A 15,076-nucleotide genomic window follows, 5' to 3' on the forward strand; every position below is an offset into this window, starting at 1 on the left:
GACTGGGCGTGGGAGTACCTCGCCCAGGACTCGCACCGATTCGACGAGTGCATCCAAGAAGCTCTCGACCGCCTCGCCGGGTGCCGAGCCACTCCCACTCGGGGTGACCGGCGACTACACCGTCGACGACTTCCGCGACTGGCTCCACGACTTCGAACGTTGCGTGACCGGTCGAACCCTCCGCGACTCCGTCCCGCTGCCTGTGCCCGCTGCGGACCCGGCCACGCGCGACTGAGACGACGACCGGGGCGACGCCGGACGCCCGGGCGGGGGGCGGCGTCGGGCAACTAGGCTGGGAGCCGTGATCCCCGCACCTGGTTCCTCGCCCGTCCGCGTCCGCTTCTGCCCGTCCCCGACCGGGACGCCGCACGTCGGGCTCATCCGCACCGCGCTGTTCAACTGGGCCTACGCGCGGCACACGGGCGGCACGTTCGTGTTCCGCATCGAGGACACCGACGCCGCGCGCGACAGCGAGGAGAGCTACCAGCAGCTCCTCGACGCGCTGCGCTGGCTCGGGCTCGACTGGGACGAGGGCGTCGAGGTCGGCGGCCCGCACGAGCCGTACCGGCAGTCGCAGCGCGCGGACATCTACCAGGACGTCATCGCGCGGCTCGTCGAGGGCGGGTACGTCTACGAGTCGTTCTCGACCCCGGAGGAGTCCGACGCGCGCAACGCCGCCGCGGGGCTCAAGACGAAGGGCTACGACAACTTCGACCGCACCCTCACGGACGAGCAGAAGGCCGCCTTCCGCGCCGAGGGCCGTGAGCCGGTGCTGCGCCTGCGGATGCCGGACGAGGACATCACCTTCACCGACGTGGTGCGCGGGGAGATCACGTTCAAGGCGGGCTCGGTCCCGGACTACGCGCTCGTGCGCGCGAACGGGCAGCCGCTCTACACGCTCGTGAACCCCGTCGACGACGCGCTCATGGGCATCACGCACGTGCTGCGCGGCGAGGACCTGCTGTCCTCGACGCCGCGCCAGATCGCGCTGTACCGGGCGCTGCTGGAGATCGGCGTCGCGCACGTCATGCCGGAGTTCGGCCACCTCCCGTACGTCATGGGGGAGGGCAACAAGAAGCTCTCCAAGCGCGACCCCGAGTCGAACCTGTTCCTGCACCGCGAGCGCGGTTTCACGCCCGAGGGCCTGCTCAACTACCTCGCGCTGCTCGGCTGGTCGATCTCGCCGGACCACGACATCTTCACGGTCACCGAGATGGTCGAGGCCTTCGACGTGCACGACGTGCTGCCGAACCCAGCGCGCTTCGACCTCAAGAAGGCCGAGGCGATCAACGCGACGCACGTGCGGATGCTCGCGGCGGAGGACTTCCGCGACCGCCTCGTCCCGTACCTGCACGCGGGCGGGCTCGTGCCGGCGGACTCGTTCGCCGACCTGTCGCCCCGCAACCAGGAGATCCTCACGGCAGCCGCGCCGCTCGTCCAGGAGCGCATGGTGCTGCTGGGCGAGTCGGTCGGGATGCTGGGCTTCCTCTTCACGGCCGACGACGCGCTCACGGTCGAGGACGACGCGCGCGGCGCCCTGCGCGACGACGCGAAGGACATCCTCGCCGCGGCGATCGCCGCGCTCGACGTGCTGCAGGACGACGAGTTCGTCACCGCCGCCATCGAGGAGCGCCTGCGCGACGCGATCGTCGAGGGCATGGGCGTCAAGCCGCGGTTCGCGTTCACGCCGCTGCGCGTCGCGCTCACGGGCCGCCGCGTCTCGCCGCCGCTGTTCGAGTCGATGGAGCTGCTCGGCAAGGGCTCGACGCTGGAGCGCCTCGTGCGCCTGCGGGACGCGCTGTGACCGACGCCGCGGCCTCGGCGGCCGCGCCCCTCGAGGGTGTCCTGTTCGACGTCGACGACACGCTCGTCGACACGCGCGCCGCCTTCGCCGAGGCCATCGCCGCCGCGTCGCGGGTGTGGTTGCCGCACCTGCCCGAGGAGCGCTACGACGACGTCCTCGCGCTGTGGCGCGCCGACCCCAACGGGCACTACCGCGCGTACACGCGCGGCGAGGTCGACTTCGACGCCCAGCGCATGGCGCGCGCCAACGAGCTCCAGGCGGCGTTCGGCGGCGAGCTGCTCGACGACGCGGCGTACGTCGACTGGAAGGACCTCTTCTGGGGCACGTTCGAGGCGTCGTGGACGGCGTTCGCCGACTCCCGTGGGGTGCTCGACGCGCTCGCAGGGGCCGGGGTGCGCGTCGGCTCGCTGACGAACGCGCGCGTCGAGCTCCAGACCCGCAAGCTCGCGGCCGCGGGCCTGGCCGACGTGCCGCTGCTCGTCGGGGTGGACACGCTCGGCTTCGGCAAGCCCGACCCGCGCGTGTTCGCCGAGGCGTGCCGTCGTCTCGGCACCGACCCGGCCCGCACGGCGTACGTCGGCGACGAGCTCGACGTCGACGCGCGCGGCGCGCTCGCCGCGGGCCTCGTCGGGGTGTGGCTCGACCGCCCCGGCACGCGCCGCGGCGGCCCGCACCCGGAGGATCCGGCGTCGGCCCGCGCGTCGGGCGTGCACGTCGTCCACGGCCTCGACGACCTCCCCGCGACGCTCGGCGTCGCGGCGGCGCAGACCCCCGCGCCGAGGTAACCCCCGGCCCTGCGAGGCGCAGCCCCCGCCCCGCGAGGTAGAGCCCCGGTCCCGCGAGGTCGAGCCCTGGTTCCGCGAGGTAGAGCCCTGGTCATGACCAGGGATCTACCTCGGCGTACCGGGCCTCTACCCCGGCCTACCGGGGCGTTCCCCGGGAGACCCGGGGCTCTCGCCCGTGGGGCGGTCAGGCGAGGAGCAGGACGCCCACGAGGGCCGTCGCGGTGACGAGCACCGCGGACAGCGCACCCAGCACGAGCGACCGCCGCCCGGTGCGCACGAGCGTGGGCACGTCCACGCCGAGCCCGAGGGCGAACATCGCCGCGACGAACGCGAGCGTCGAGGCCGTGACGAGGACGGCGAGCACCGGCGCGGGCACGACCCCGAGGCTGCGGAGCGCCACCGCCGCCACGAACCCGACGACGAACCACGGCACCGGGGCGACGCGTCGCCTCCTGGCCCCGGCACCTGCGCCGCGGGATTCGCCGTCGTCCGCCGCGGACGACGACGTGGCGTCCGACGCCCCGAGCGTGCTCGTGGTCGCGAGCGCCGACGCCGCGCGTCGGGCCCCGCGGGCCACGACGACCCCGGCGACGGCGACGAGCGGCGCGAGGAGGGCCACGCGCGCGAGCTTCGCGACCGTCGCGGTGGCGAGCGCCGGCGCGGAGATCGTCCCGGCCGCGGTGACGACCTGCGCGACCTCCTGGACGCTCGCGCCGATCCAGAGCCCGGCCCGGTCGTCGGTGAGCCCGAGCAGCCCTGCGAGCCAGGGCAGCACGACGATCGCGAGGGTGCCGTAGACGGTGACGAGCGCGAGCGCGGTGGCGACGCCGTCGTCGTCCTCGCGCACCTCGTCGGGGGTGCGACCCGGCCGGTCCACGACGCCCTGCATCGCGGAGATCGCGGCCGCCCCGCACACGGAGAAGCCGGTCGCGACGAGCAGTGTCGTCACGCGCGGCACGCGCAGCACGCGGCCGAGCGCGAGCGTGCCCGCGAAGGTGACGGCGAGCGTCGTCGTGACGACGACGAGCCCGCGCCAGCCCAGCCCCAGCACCTCCGGGAGGGAGAGCTGGAAGCCGAGCAGCACGACGCCCACCCGGAGCACGACGCGCGACGTCCACGCGACGCCGGGACGCGTCGCGGCGACCGTCGCTCCGCCCCTCCGGGTCGTCGCGAGCCGGCCGAGCACCGGGGCGACGAGCGCGCCCAGGACGAGCGCGACGACGAGCGGGGACACCGTGGGGACGAGGCGCGCGCCCGCGAGCACGAGGAGCGTCGCCGCGCCGACGAGGAGGAGCCCGGGGACGAGCGCGCGCGGTCCGCGCGGTGCGTCGGGGCGCTGGTCAGGTGCGGGCGCCGGGGGAGCGGCCGTGGCCACCGGGGCGCCTCGGGTCGCGAGGGCCTCCGCGCGCGTCGAGGGGGGTGCAGGGTGGTTCATGCTTCCAGCGTGCTGCGGCCGGTGCGGCGGCAGAAGAGCGACTTCCCTCGCGAGGCATAGAGTGGGCCTATGGCCACGACCGCCCGCGACAGGACGTCCCTCTCCGCGCTCGAGCTGCTCGTCGCGACCGACTCGCACGGGTCGATCAGCGCGGCGGCCCGCGCGCTCGGCGTCGCCCAGCCCACGGCGTCGGCGGGCCTGCGCGCGCTCGAGCGCCGCCTCGGCCTCGACCTCCTCGAGCGCACGACGCGCGGGTCCCGGCTCACCGAGACCGGCCGCGCGACGGCGGCGTGGGCGCGCGAGGTGATCGAGGCCTCCGACCGCTTCGAGACCTCCGTCGCGGCGCTGCGCGACGCCCCGGCCGCCCGGGTGCGGGTCGCGGCGAGCCTCACCGTCGCGGAGTACCTGGCGCCGCGCTGGCTCGCGCGGCTCGCGCTCGAGGGGGCGCCGGGCGGCGGGGCTCCCGACGTCGAGCTCGTCGTCCGCAACTCGCGCGAGGTGACCGACCTGGTCCTCGACGGCGGCGTGGAGCTCGGGTTCGTCGAGAGTGCGACGCTGCGGCGCGGGCTGCGCAGCCGCACCGTCGCGCACGACCGGCTCGTCGTCGTCGTCGGCCCGGCGCATCCCTGGGCGCGTCGCAGCGCCGTGCGCGTCGACGAGCTGCTGTCCGGGGGGCTCGTCGTGCGCGAGCGCGGCTCGGGCACGCGCGAGACGCTCGAGCGCGGCCTCGCGACGCTCGGCGAGCGGCTGCCGGACCACCTGCCCTACCTCGGCTCCACCGCGGCGCTGAAGACGGCCGTGCAGCACGGCGGGGCGGTCGCCGTGCTGTCGAGCCTCGCCGTCGCCGACGACGTCGCACGGGGCGCCCTCGTGCGGGTCGCGGTGCCGGGGCTCGAGCTCGACCGCCGGCTGCGGATGGTCTGGAAGGACGGCACGGCGCTCTCCTCGGCCGCGCGCCGCATCGCGGCGGCCGCGGCCGCGTCGTCGGCCTGACGGGCCGGCTCAGCCCGGCGCGTCCGCGCGCACGCTCGCGTCCCAGCGCCAGCGCGTGCGCCGCGGCCGACCCGGGAGCTCGCCCCGGCCGGTCGCCCAGAGGAGCACGGCGTCGGGGTCCTCGTCCGGACCCGTCTCGACGTCGGGGAACAGGCGCGCCAGGGCGCGGGCCGCCAGCCCCGGGGGGAACGGGGTGGGTGCGTGCGTGAGCCCGAGCAGGACGTCGTGGCCGTGCACGAGGACCTCGACGACCCCCATCGCCGCGAAGCCGTCGGCGTCCGAGACCCCGTACGGGTGGAAGGCGCGCGCGTCCGCGGGCCGCGTCTCGGCGAGCGTCGCGAGCAGCTCCCCGCCGCCGACGAGCGCCTCGACGAGTCCCGCCGTCCCGGCTGCGCGGTCGACGTGGGCGATCTCGCCCTCGCCCCGCGGGCCGACGAGCGGCACGTACGCGAGCGCGGGGAGCGCCGCGAGCTGGAGCGCGTAGGCGAGGAGGTCGTCCACGACGTGCTCCGCCGTCGTCCAGCACGACCAGCGGACCGGGCCGGCCTGCGCGTCGAACGCGGACACGGGCTGGCCCACGAGGCGGTCGGCGAGCCATCGGACGGCCACCCGGACGTCGTCGCCGGTCATCGTGCCGCGTCCGCCCGCGCCGCTCATGCCGCGCCCGGTGCGTCGGGGCGCACGTCCGCGCGCCAGCACTGGGCGAGGTAGGGGAGGTCCACCTCGGTGCGGCCGGCGAGGTCGGGGTGGGTCGCGACGAGCCGGTCGATCTCCTCCAGCAGCTCCTCGCGCCGCGCGGGTGGGAGGGTCAGGAGGTAGCTGCGCGACGCGGCGAGCGGGCGCAGCGAGGACGTGAGGACCCGGTCGGCCCACGGCACCGTGCGGTGCTCCGGCGTCGTGAAGAGGTGCTCGGAGAGCGCGGGCTCGCGGTAGCTGTGCTCGAGCGTGTCGCCCCGGTGGATGATCTCGGTGAACCTGCCCACCCAGTCCACCGAGCTGTCCCGGACGTTCCACACGATGCCGAGCCGGCCGCCGGGCCGCAGCACGCGCGCGATCTCCGGCTGGGCCGCGGGGGAGAACCAGTGCCACGCCTGGGCGACCAGCACCGCGTCGACGCTCGAGTCCGGCAGCGGGACGGCCTCGGCCGATCCCGGGAGCGCCTCGGCGCCGGGCACGGTCTCGGCGAGGCGGTCGCGCATCGCGTCGGACGGCTCGACGGCGACGACGTCGAGGCCGCGTGCGACGAGCCGCTCCGTGAGCTTCCCGGTGCCGGCGGCGAGGTCGAGGACGCGGTGGGCGCCGTCGGGCACGAGCCAGTCGACGGCCGCGTCCGGGTAGGACGGCCGGGTGGAGGCGTACTGCGCGGCACCGTGCTCGAACGACGCGGCCCGGTCGGCGCGCGAACCGGGGTCGAGGGAGTCTCCAGGGCTCATGCCCTGACGGTGCCAGACGGCGGCCGTGCCCGTCGACCGCAGGACGCGCGCGTCGCCGGGCCGCTCGGGCGCGCGCAGCGCATTTGGTCCGCGTCGGCATGTCCGGTAATGTTCTCGGCCGGTGGGACCTCCACGGGAGGGAGCCAGGGGACGGGTCTATGACTCGTCGTCACGGCTTCCCGACGCGGATCGGTTACCCCCTTGGGGTATGGTGTAATTGGCAGCACGAGTGATTCTGGTTCACTTAGTCTAGGTTCGAGTCCTGGTACCCCAGCGAAGAGCTCCGGCTCTGGATCGAGCGGTCAAGACCGCGAGAAACATGAGGTAGAGTTCTCACCGGAGAAACGGACCGGAAACGGTACGAAGCTCCACAGGCCCCCATCGTCTAGCGGCCTAGGACGTCGCCCTCTCACGGCGGTAACACGGGTTCAAATCCCGTTGGGGGTACAGAAGAAGGCCCGGTCACCATCACGGTGACCGGGCCTTCGTCGTTTCTTCCGTGCGCCCGTTGGCCGCTCGTCGATCGATGGCGGGCCTGGCCGGTGTTGAGTGTGACGCACGTCGCGTGGCGTGCGAGACCCCGCGGAGGTCGGCCTCGGAGCCTTTGCTACCGGGTGGTGGGTGGTGCGGCCGGTCAGGGGGCGCCGTCGCGCCCGGGGCCGGGCTCGTACGGCTTCGGGATGGGCGTCGACGACGGCCGCGGGGGCGTGACCGGCACGTACGTCGCGCGGTGCTCGCCGGAGACCGTCCAGCCCTGCTCGTCCTCGCCGGGCCCCGCCGGCGGGCCGTCGGGACGCGCGGCGTCCCGCGCCGCGTGAGCGTCGCCGGTCACGGGGATCGGCTGGGTGGGCCCGCTCGACGCGCCGGCGGACCGGCCGGGCACGACGACGACCCGCGGGTCCGACGGGAGCGGTGCCGGGGGAGGCGGGGTCGTGGCGGCCGGGCTGCGTCCGTCCCACGCGGGCGCGGGCTCGACCGGAAGCGGCTCGGCAGGCTGCGGCGGGCGCGGCGCGGGCGGCGGCACGGTCGCGGGCAGCGCACCCCCCGTCGTCGCGGCGGCCCCGCCCGGGCCGGTCGGCGCTCCGCCCGGGCGGACGCCCGGGATGAACAGCGTGTCGCACAGCAGGCGGTAGGTCCGATCCGGGTGCGCGACCCAGTCGATCTGGCGCAGCGCCTGGTCCTGCCCGGCGGACTCGAGCAGGAACTGGCCGTAGCCCAGCACGCGCCCGACGAGCGAGCGCCCGTAGTTCATGTCCGTCACCTTGGTCAGCGGCATCATCGCCACCTTGTGCGTGATGAGGCCGTAGAGCAGGAGCAGGCGCTTGTCCGTGGCGACGAACCACTCGTTGCGCCACTCGAAGACCTTCCACACCAGGCGGGCGGCGAGGATCAGCCACAGCCACCACAGCACGAGCACGCCGTCGCCGACCGCGGGGCCGGCCTGCACCACGAGCCAGGCGATCGCGACCGCCCCCGCGACGGTGGTCGCGACGGGCTCGAGGAGCATCCCCCAGTGGTGGCGCGTCGCGATGACGACCCGCTCGCCGTTGAGCACGTAGCGGTCCAGGATCCTGCTGCGAGGTCCGCCGCGGGCCACGGTCAGTCCAGGAGCGAGCTGAAGAACTGGCCGATCGAGCGGAACGCCCCGACGATCACGTCCCAGATGCCCTCGACGATGTCGGCCGCGCGGTCCGGGCTCGTGACGATCGCGTACACGGCGAAGATCACGAGGACCCAGATCAGGGCGGCCTTCAGCTTCGGGTGCATCGGAACTCCTCGTGTCTCGGGATCGGACGGTCAGCGGTCGCCCCCGCGACCGCTGCGCTGTCCGGGCGTCGGGCACGCACAGCATGGCAGCAGCCGGGGACATTTTGACAGGGCGCGTCCCGTTTGCGGCCCGCGGCACGCCGACGCCGGCCCGGTGCGGGCCGGCGTCGGCGTCCTCACTCGCCGGCGCGGCGCAGCACCTCGGTGAGGCGGTTCGCGGCGGCGACGACCGAGCCGGAGTGCAGCCGCCCGGGCTGGCGGCTCAGTCGCTCGACCGGGCCCGAGATGGAGACGGCGGCCACGACCCGGCCCGACGGGCCGCGCACGGGCGCGGAGACCGACGCGACGCCGAGCTCGCGCTCGGAGACGGACTGGGCCCACCCGCGGCGTCGGACGCCGGAGAGGATCGTGGCGGTGAAGACGGCCTCGCGCAGCCCGCGGTGCAGCCGGTCCGGCTCCTCCCACGCGAGCAGGACCTGGGCGGCGGAGCCCGCGTTCATGGTGAGCGTCGCGCCGACGGGGATCGAGTCGCGCAGGCCGACGGGGCGCTCGGCGGCCGCGACGCAGATGCGGTGGTCGCCCTGGCGGCGGTAGAGCTGGGCGCTCTCGCCCGTGTGGTCGCGCAGCGCCGTCAGCACGGGGTTCGCGGCGGCGAGCAGGCGGTCTTCGCCGGCCGCCGTCGCGAGCTCGTTGAGCCGGGGGCCGAGGACGAACCGGCCCTGCATGTCGCGCGCGACCATGCGGTGGTGCTCGAGGGCGACGGCGAGGCGGTGCGCCGTCGGGCGGGCCAGGCCCGTGGCCGTGACGAGCTGGGCGAGGGTGGCAGGTCCGGACTCCAGGGCGCCCAGGACGGAGGCCGCCTTGTCCAGCACTCCGACTCCGCTAGTATTGTCCATAGGTCGATATTGACGTCTCACGCACTGAGATGCAAGTCCGGCACGGATGTTCCACCCGCTGGACGTCTTCCCCGGCAGGATGCCGGACGGCGGACCATCGACCCAGGCGGCTCTCCGTACCCCCCAGGAGGACCGTGACAGACGACGAGGAGATGAGCTACATGGCCGGCACGCTGGCGGAGAAGGTCTGGGACGCGCACCTGGTGCGACGAGGCGCCGACGGGTCGCCCGACCTCCTCTACATCGACCTCCACCTCGTGCACGAGGTCACCAGCCCCCAGGCGTTCGAGGGGCTGCGCCTCGCGGGCCGCCCGGTCCGCCGCCCCGACCTCACCATCGCGACCGAGGACCACAACACCCCGACGCTCGACATCGACCTGCCGATCGCGGACCTCACGAGCCGCACGCAGATCGACACGCTGCGCAACAACGCGCGCGAGTTCGGCGTCCGCATCCACTCGCTCGGCGACGCCGACCAGGGGATCGTGCACCAGGTCGGGCCGCAGCTCGGCCTCACCATGCCCGGCCTGACGGTCGTGTGCGGCGACTCGCACACCTCGACGCACGGCGCGTTCGGTGCGCTCGCGTTCGGCATCGGCACGTCCGAGGTCGAGCACGTGCTCGCCACGCAGACGCTCCCGCTCGCCCCGTTCAAGACCATGGCGATCAACGTCGACGGCGAGCTGCCGCCCGGCGCCACGAGCAAGGACATCATCCTCGCGATCATCGCCAAGATCGGGACCGGCGGCGGCCAGGGCTACGTCCTGGAGTACCGCGGCGAGGCCATCCGCAAGCTCTCCATGGAGGCGCGGATGACGATCTGCAACATGTCGATCGAGGCGGGCGCGCGCGCCGGCATGATCGCCCCGGACGACACCACGTTCGAGTATCTCAAGGGCCGCCCGCACGCGCCCGAGGGCGCGGACTGGGACGCGGCCGTCGAGTACTGGCGCACGCTGCGCTCCGACGACGACGCCGTGTTCGACACCGAGGTCACGCTCCGCGCGTCCGACCTCGAGCCCTTCGTCACGTGGGGCACCAACCCCGGCCAGGGCCTGCCCATCTCCGCGACCGTGCCCGTCCCCGAGCAGATCGCGGACGAGAACGAGCGCGTCGCCGCCGAGCGTGCGATCGAGTACATGGGCCTCACGCCCGGCCAGCCGCTGCGCGAGATCCCCGTCGACACCGTGTTCATCGGGTCGTGCACCAACGGCCGCATCGAGGACCTGCGCTCGGTCGCGAAGGTCGTGCAGGGCAAGAAGAAGGCCGACGGCGTCCGGGTTCTCGTCGTCCCGGCGTCCGCGCGCGTGCGCCTCCAGGCCGAGGCCGAGGGTCTCGACCAGATCTTCCTCGACTTCGGCGCGGAGTGGCGCAACGCCGGCTGCTCGATGTGCCTCGGCATGAACCCCGACCAGCTCCAGCCGGGCGAGCGCGCCGCCTCGACGTCGAACCGCAACTTCGAGGGGCGCCAGGGCAAGGGCGGCCGCACCCACCTCGTGTCGCCGCTCGTGGCCGCGGCCACGGCGCTGCGGGGCACGCTCTCCTCGCTGAGCGACCTCGACCTGCCCGAGGGCACCGACATCACGTCGTTCGACGGCACGCCGCTCGCGCCGCTCGACCCGCGCGTCCTCGTGCAGGTCTGAGCCACCCGCGCCGCGCTGCCCCACTCGTCGCCCCGAAGACCCGAAGAGGTTCCTGCCATGGAGAAGTTCACGACCCACACCGGCGTCGGCGTCCCGCTGCGCCGCAGCAACGTCGACACCGACCAGATCATCCCCGCCGTCTACCTCAAGCGCGTGACGCGCACCGGGTTCGAGGACGCGCTGTTCGCCGCCTGGCGCGGCGACCCCACGTTCGTCCTCAACCAGGACGCCTACCGTGCGGGCTCCGTGCTCGTCGCCGGGCCCGACTTCGGTACCGGCTCGTCGCGCGAGCACGCCGTCTGGGCGCTCAAGGACTACGGCTTCCGCGTCGTCCTCGCGTCGCGCTTCGCCGACATCTTCCGCGGTAACTCCGGCAAGCAGGGCCTCGTCGCGGGCATCGTCGCGCAGGAGGACGTCGAGCTGCTCTGGAAGATCCTCGAGACCAACCCGGGCACCGAGGTGACGGTCGACCTCGTCGCCCGCACCGCGTCGGCGCTCGACGTCACCGTGCCGTTCCAGATCGACGACTACACGCGCTGGCGTCTCATGGAGGGCCTCGACGACATCGGCCTCACGCTCCAGCACGAGGACGAGATCTCCGCGTTCGAGGCGACGCGCGCGTCGTGGCGCCCGAAGACGCTGCCGGCGAAGACGCTGCCCAAGGTCGAGATCGAGGCGGCGCGGCCCGTCGGCTAACGGTTCTGCGACGCGGGGCCGGGGGCGGGCTCTGGGGTGGTGACGACGGGTCTACCATCCGCAGGGCTCGTCCCTCGCCCTGCTCCCGCCAGGCCCGCCACGACCCGTCGTCACCACCCCAGAGCCCGCCCGTGATCGTGTCGCCGACACGTCGCGCGGCCGAGCCCGTGCGTGCGTCGCCTCGCCCCGTCCCTGCTCAGGGACGGGGCGGGCCCGCATGGATCGCGGCGAGCAGCGACTCCGGGGTCGCGGTCTCGGGGTTCCAGCGGGACTCGACCCACCAGGTCGCTCCGGCGTCGGCGAGGCCGGCGAGCTGGTCGGCCGCCGCGGAGCGGTCCGCCGGGAGCTCGCCCTGCACGACGACGTCGAACGGCCGGGCCGCTTCGAGGCCCAGCTCGGCGCGACGCGTGGTGAGCCAGCCGACGAGGGCGGAGACGTCGTCGGGCGTGGGCACGTCGAAGCCGCGGTCGCCGCGGAGCTGGAGCACGATCCCGTCGGCGCGCAGGGTGCGGTCGAGCGAGCGCACCGGCGGGCGCTCGGCGTCCCACACGCCGACCGGCCACACCGGCACGTGGTGGCCGACGACGGCGCGCTCGACCGGGCGCGGCAGGAACTGCATCTCCCCGGTCCGCACGTGGGTTCCCTCGAAGGTGAACCGCTCGCCGGTCCACGCGCGGTCGAGGTAGGCGAGCGCGTCGTCGAGCAGCTCGGCGCGCTCGCGCAGCGACTGCGGCTGACCCGGCACGGCGGAGAAGCCGCCGTCGTCGAGCACGCCCACGCCGACCGGCAGCACGAGGCGACCGCTCGACAGGTGGTCGACGGTCAGCGCCTGGCGCACGACCTCCCACGGCTTGCGGCGGGGGAGCGCGAAGACCATCGCCCCCAGCGTGATCCGCTCGGTCCGGACCGCCGCCGCGGCGAGCACCGCCCAGGGGTCGAACGTGTCGACCGGCATGGACAGCAGGCTCAGCCCGTCCCACGAGAAGAACCCGTCCCAGCCGGCGTCCTCCGCCCCGACCGCCATCTCCAGCACCTGGGCGGCGGAGCCGAAGCTCCCGACCACCCCGACCTTGATCCCCGACCGTGTCCCCGTCGTCGCTGCGCTCATCCACCCGACGCTACGCGGCCCCACCCACACCGCTGAGTGCAGGAAAAAGTCGCGTCCGAGGTGCCGGGACGCGACTGTTTCCCGCACTCAGCGTCGTGCGCTCAGCGGTCAGGGGAGCGGGACGACGTCCACGCGCACGATGCGCCGCCCCGCGACGTCGGTCACCGTGAGCCGGTAGCCGTCCGCGTCGACGTGGTCGCCCACGAGGGCGAGGCGCCCGAGCTGCGCCAGGACGAAGCCGGCGACGGTCTCGTACGGGCCGTCGGGCAGCTCGACGCCCGTGCGGCGCGCGAACTCCTCGATCGTCTGTCCGGCGTCCACGCTCGTGGTCGCGCCGTGCTCGCGAGCGGGCGACGGCTCGTCGGCGTCGTACTCGTCACGGATGTCGCCCACGAGCTCCTCGACGAGGTCCTCGAGCGTGACGATCCCGTCGGTGCCGCCGTACTCGTCGACGACGACGGCGATGTGCACGCCCTCGCGCCGCATCTGCGACATCGCGGGCAGCACGGTGTTCGTCGCGGGCAGCGCGAGGATGGGCCGCACGACGTCGCGCACGGTGAGGGCGCGCCCCGTCGCCGGGTCCGTCGGCGGGTGGTCGGGGCAGTCCCGGCCGAGCAGGTCGCGCACGTGGAGGAAGCCGACGACGTCGTCGAAGTCGTCGCCCGTCACCGGGTAGCGCGAGTACGGGCCCGCCGCGACCGTCTCGGCGGCGTCCGCGAGGGGGGTGTCGGCCGCGAGGAACGCGACCTCGCCGCGCGGCGTCATCGCCTCGGCGAGCGAGCGGTCACCCGCCGCGAACACGTCGTCGAGGATGCGGCGCTCGTCCTCGGGCAGCGACTCGTGCGCGAGCACGATCTCGCGCAGCTCCTCCTCGCTCATCTCCTCGCTGCGCGCCGAGGGGTCGCCGCCGAGCAGCCGCACGACGCCGTCGGTCGAGCGCGACAGCAGCCAGATGACGGGCCGCATGAGGGTCGCGAAGCGGTCCAGGGGAGGGGCGACGACGAGCGCGACGCCCGCCGAGCGCTGGAGCGCGATGCGCTTGGGCACGAGCTCGCCGAGCACCAGGGAGAGGTAGGCGATGACGAGCGTGAGCCCCACGAGCGCGACGGTGTCCGCGAGCCCGCTCGACAGGCCCAGGTCCTCGAGCGCGGGCGCGAGGTCCGGCGCGAGCGTCGACGCGCCGTACGCGGCCGAGAAGAAGCCCGCCACGGTGACGCCGATCTGCACCGCCGCGAGGAAGCGGTTGGGGTCGCGCGCGACCGCCGCGACCCGCGCGCCGCGCGCCGACTGCTTCTCGATGCGGGCGACCTGGCTCTCGCGCAGCGAGACGAGCGCGATCTCGGTCCCGGCGAAGACGCCGCCGACGAGGATGAAGAGCAGGACGAGGCCGATGTTGGTCCAGGTGCCGGAGTCCATGCCTCATCCAACCAGGCCGCTCGGCCCGGCGTGGGCTCAGCCGGCTGTCGCGGGGCCGTCCGGCGTGGTCGGCTCGGTCGTGGCGGGCTCGCCGTGCTTGCGGCGCGGGATCAGGTGCGCCACGAGGACCACGACGCCGCCGACCACGATCCCGACGACGGCGGAGCACGCCGTGTTGACGAGCCAGCCGAGGAACCCGCCCACGCCCGCGACGCCGGTCACGGCGTGCTCGAGGTGGTGCACGACGTCGTACGGGCCGTGCCAGCCGAGGTCGTACGTGCCCTGGAGCAGGATGTGGCCGCCCACCCAGAGCATCGCGACGATCCCGACGATCGAGATGACGGACATGACCTTCGGCATCGCGCTCACGAGCCCGCGCCCGAACGACTGGACCCAGGGCGTGTCGCGCTTCGCGAGGTGCAGGCCGATGTCGTCCATCTTCACGATGAGCGCCACGACCCCGTAGACGAGGACCGTGATGAGGATCGCGACGATCACGAGGATGATCAGACGCGACCAGAAGTTCTCCGAGGCGACCTCGTTGAGCGCGATGACCATGATCTCCGCGCTGAGGATGAAGTCGGTGCGGACCGCGCTCGACACCACCGAGTCCTCGTCGACCGCCTTCTTCTCGGTCTTCGTCTCGACCTCGGCGTGGTGCCGCCCCGAGACGAGCTCCCACACCTTCTCGGCGCCCTCGAACGCGAGGTACGTGCCGCCGAGCATGAGCAGCGGCGTGAGCAGGTCGGGAAGGAACTGGCTCAGGAGCAGGATCGCCGGGAGGATGAACAGCAGCTTGTTGCGCAGCGACCCGGTCGCGATCCGCTTGACGACGGGCAGCTCGCGCTTGGCGGCCAGGCCCTCGACGTAGCGGGGCGTGACGGCGGTGTCGTCGATGACGACGCCCGTCGCCTTCGCGCTCGCACGCCCGGCGGCCGCGCCGACGTCGTCGATCGAGGCGGCCGCGAGCTTGGCGAACGCGGCGATGTCGTCCAGGAGGGCAGCGAGTCCGAAGGCCATGGGTGGGTGCTCCGTGCGCCGGCCCGTGTCGCCGCGCACGGGCCCGCTGGTCGAGTGGACGCGGCCGCAGCATCGTAGCG

The 15,076-nt window shown here is 74.2% G+C and carries 14 protein-coding genes and 2 tRNA genes; 7 read left to right on the plus strand and 9 right to left on the minus strand.

What is annotated here, in order from left to right; translation table 11 throughout:
* The first annotated feature begins 301 nt into the window (after window positions 1–301).
* Both gltX and E1O70_RS11085 read left to right on the plus strand, forming a co-directional pair.
* Window positions 302–1,804 (plus strand): glutamate--tRNA ligase, encoded by a 1,503-nt coding sequence (gene gltX / locus E1O70_RS11080; RefSeq protein ID WP_174526017.1) that lies wholly within the window; start codon window positions 302–304, stop codon window positions 1,802–1,804.
* Complete coding sequence (locus tag E1O70_RS11085; RefSeq protein ID WP_043656648.1) at window positions 1,801–2,589, plus strand: HAD family hydrolase; 789 nt, start codon at window positions 1,801–1,803, stop codon at window positions 2,587–2,589. Before gltX ends, E1O70_RS11085 begins: the two co-directional genes overlap by 4 nt.
* Before the next feature lie 184 nt (window positions 2,590–2,773).
* On the opposite strand, the gene E1O70_RS11090 is transcribed toward E1O70_RS11085, so the two are convergent.
* Entirely contained in the window at window positions 2,774–4,024 is a 1,251-nt protein-coding gene (locus tag E1O70_RS11090; protein WP_082774225.1) for a YeiH family protein, read from the minus strand.
* Window positions 4,025–4,093: 69 nt separating this feature from the next.
* On the opposite strand from E1O70_RS11090, the gene E1O70_RS11095 reads away from it, so the two are divergent.
* Window positions 4,094–5,017 (plus strand): LysR family transcriptional regulator, encoded by a 924-nt coding sequence (locus E1O70_RS11095; RefSeq protein WP_061266830.1) that lies wholly within the window; start codon window positions 4,094–4,096, stop codon window positions 5,015–5,017.
* A 9-nt stretch (window positions 5,018–5,026) separates the two neighbouring features.
* Here the strand turns inward: E1O70_RS11095 and E1O70_RS11100 are convergent, their stop codons facing one another.
* Complete coding sequence (locus E1O70_RS11100; protein WP_128957472.1) at window positions 5,027–5,647, minus strand: hypothetical protein; 621 nt, start codon at window positions 5,645–5,647, stop codon at window positions 5,027–5,029.
* A 23-nt stretch (window positions 5,648–5,670) separates the two neighbouring features.
* Window positions 5,671–6,450, minus strand: coding sequence for a class I SAM-dependent methyltransferase (locus E1O70_RS11105; RefSeq protein ID WP_061266829.1), 780 nt, complete (start codon window positions 6,448–6,450; stop codon window positions 5,671–5,673).
* Between the two features lie 202 nt (window positions 6,451–6,652).
* On the opposite strand from E1O70_RS11105, the gene E1O70_RS11110 reads away from it, so the two are divergent.
* Together E1O70_RS11110 and E1O70_RS11115 are read left to right on the plus strand one after the other, a co-directional pair.
* Window positions 6,653–6,724, plus strand: a tRNA-Gln gene (locus tag E1O70_RS11110).
* A gap of 100 nt (window positions 6,725–6,824) precedes the next feature.
* Window positions 6,825–6,897 (plus strand) — tRNA-Glu (locus tag E1O70_RS11115).
* Window positions 6,898–7,084: 187 nt separating this feature from the next.
* Here the strand turns inward: E1O70_RS11115 and E1O70_RS20430 are convergent.
* The 3 genes from E1O70_RS20430 to E1O70_RS11125 all read right to left on the minus strand — a co-directional run bounded on the left by E1O70_RS20430 (window position 7,085) and on the right by E1O70_RS11125 (window position 9,113).
* The gene (locus E1O70_RS20430) at window positions 7,085–8,047 is read right to left on the minus strand and encodes a PH domain-containing protein (protein WP_240696673.1); all 963 of its coding nucleotides are present in this window, start codon (window positions 8,045–8,047) and stop codon (window positions 7,085–7,087) included.
* Between the two features lie 2 nt (window positions 8,048–8,049).
* Window positions 8,050–8,217 (minus strand): hypothetical protein, encoded by a 168-nt coding sequence (locus E1O70_RS19900; RefSeq protein WP_163187158.1) that lies wholly within the window; start codon window positions 8,215–8,217, stop codon window positions 8,050–8,052.
* Between the two features lie 176 nt (window positions 8,218–8,393).
* Entirely contained in the window at window positions 8,394–9,113 is a 720-nt protein-coding gene (locus E1O70_RS11125; RefSeq protein ID WP_034654517.1) for an IclR family transcriptional regulator, read from the minus strand.
* 161 nt (window positions 9,114–9,274) lie between these two features.
* Between E1O70_RS11125 and leuC the strand changes: the two genes are divergently transcribed.
* Window positions 9,275–10,756, plus strand: coding sequence for a 3-isopropylmalate dehydratase large subunit (gene leuC, locus E1O70_RS11130; protein ID WP_061266852.1), 1,482 nt, complete (start codon window positions 9,275–9,277; stop codon window positions 10,754–10,756).
* 57 nt (window positions 10,757–10,813) lie between these two features.
* Window positions 10,814–11,452: a 3-isopropylmalate dehydratase small subunit gene (leuD, locus tag E1O70_RS11135; protein WP_034654518.1), complete on the plus strand. Its 639-nt coding sequence runs from the start codon at window positions 10,814–10,816 to the stop codon at window positions 11,450–11,452.
* A 196-nt stretch (window positions 11,453–11,648) separates the two neighbouring features.
* On the opposite strand, the gene E1O70_RS11140 is transcribed toward leuD, so the two are convergent.
* The 3 genes from E1O70_RS11140 to E1O70_RS11150 all read right to left on the minus strand — a co-directional run bounded on the left by E1O70_RS11140 (window position 11,649) and on the right by E1O70_RS11150 (window position 14,996).
* A complete protein-coding gene (locus tag E1O70_RS11140; protein WP_240696674.1) occupies window positions 11,649–12,560 on the minus strand; it encodes an LLM class flavin-dependent oxidoreductase in 912 nt (303 codons plus the stop codon).
* Window positions 12,561–12,668: 108 nt separating this feature from the next.
* A complete protein-coding gene (locus E1O70_RS11145) occupies window positions 12,669–13,976 on the minus strand; it encodes a hemolysin family protein (protein ID WP_061266828.1) in 1,308 nt (435 codons plus the stop codon).
* A gap of 36 nt (window positions 13,977–14,012) precedes the next feature.
* A complete protein-coding gene (locus E1O70_RS11150) occupies window positions 14,013–14,996 on the minus strand; it encodes a DUF808 domain-containing protein (protein ID WP_061266850.1) in 984 nt (327 codons plus the stop codon).
* Window positions 14,997–15,076: the final 80 nt, after the last annotated feature.

This window comes from Cellulosimicrobium funkei, assembly GCF_004519295.1.
GTDB lineage: Bacteria > Actinomycetota > Actinomycetes > Actinomycetales > Cellulomonadaceae > Cellulosimicrobium > Cellulosimicrobium funkei.

What these genes read in the sequence shown, in the direction of transcription:
- E1O70_RS11105 (WP_061266829.1), bottom strand. Translation starts at nt 6,450, where the DNA reads ATGAGCCCTGGAGACTCCCTCGACCCCGGTTCGCGCGCCGACCGGGCC.
- E1O70_RS11100 (WP_128957472.1), bottom strand. Translation starts at nt 5,647, where the DNA reads ATGACCGGCGACGACGTCCGGGTGGCCGTCCGATGGCTCGCCGACCGC.
- E1O70_RS11125 (WP_034654517.1), bottom strand. Translation starts at nt 9,113, where the DNA reads ATGGACAATACTAGCGGAGTCGGAGTGCTGGACAAGGCGGCCTCCGTC.
- E1O70_RS11140 (WP_240696674.1), bottom strand. Translation starts at nt 12,560, where the DNA reads ATGAGCGCAGCGACGACGGGGACACGGTCGGGGATCAAGGTCGGGGTG.
- E1O70_RS19900 (WP_163187158.1), bottom strand. Translation starts at nt 8,217, where the DNA reads ATGCACCCGAAGCTGAAGGCCGCCCTGATCTGGGTCCTCGTGATCTTC.
- leuC (WP_061266852.1), top strand. Translation starts at nt 9,275, where the DNA reads ATGGCCGGCACGCTGGCGGAGAAGGTCTGGGACGCGCACCTGGTGCGA.
- E1O70_RS11095 (WP_061266830.1), top strand. Translation starts at nt 4,094, where the DNA reads ATGGCCACGACCGCCCGCGACAGGACGTCCCTCTCCGCGCTCGAGCTG.
- E1O70_RS11090 (WP_082774225.1), bottom strand. Translation starts at nt 4,024, where the DNA reads ATGAACCACCCTGCACCCCCCTCGACGCGCGCGGAGGCCCTCGCGACC.
- E1O70_RS11150 (WP_061266850.1), bottom strand. Translation starts at nt 14,996, where the DNA reads ATGGCCTTCGGACTCGCTGCCCTCCTGGACGACATCGCCGCGTTCGCC.
- E1O70_RS11145 (WP_061266828.1), bottom strand. Translation starts at nt 13,976, where the DNA reads ATGGACTCCGGCACCTGGACCAACATCGGCCTCGTCCTGCTCTTCATC.
- leuD (WP_034654518.1), top strand. Translation starts at nt 10,814, where the DNA reads ATGGAGAAGTTCACGACCCACACCGGCGTCGGCGTCCCGCTGCGCCGC.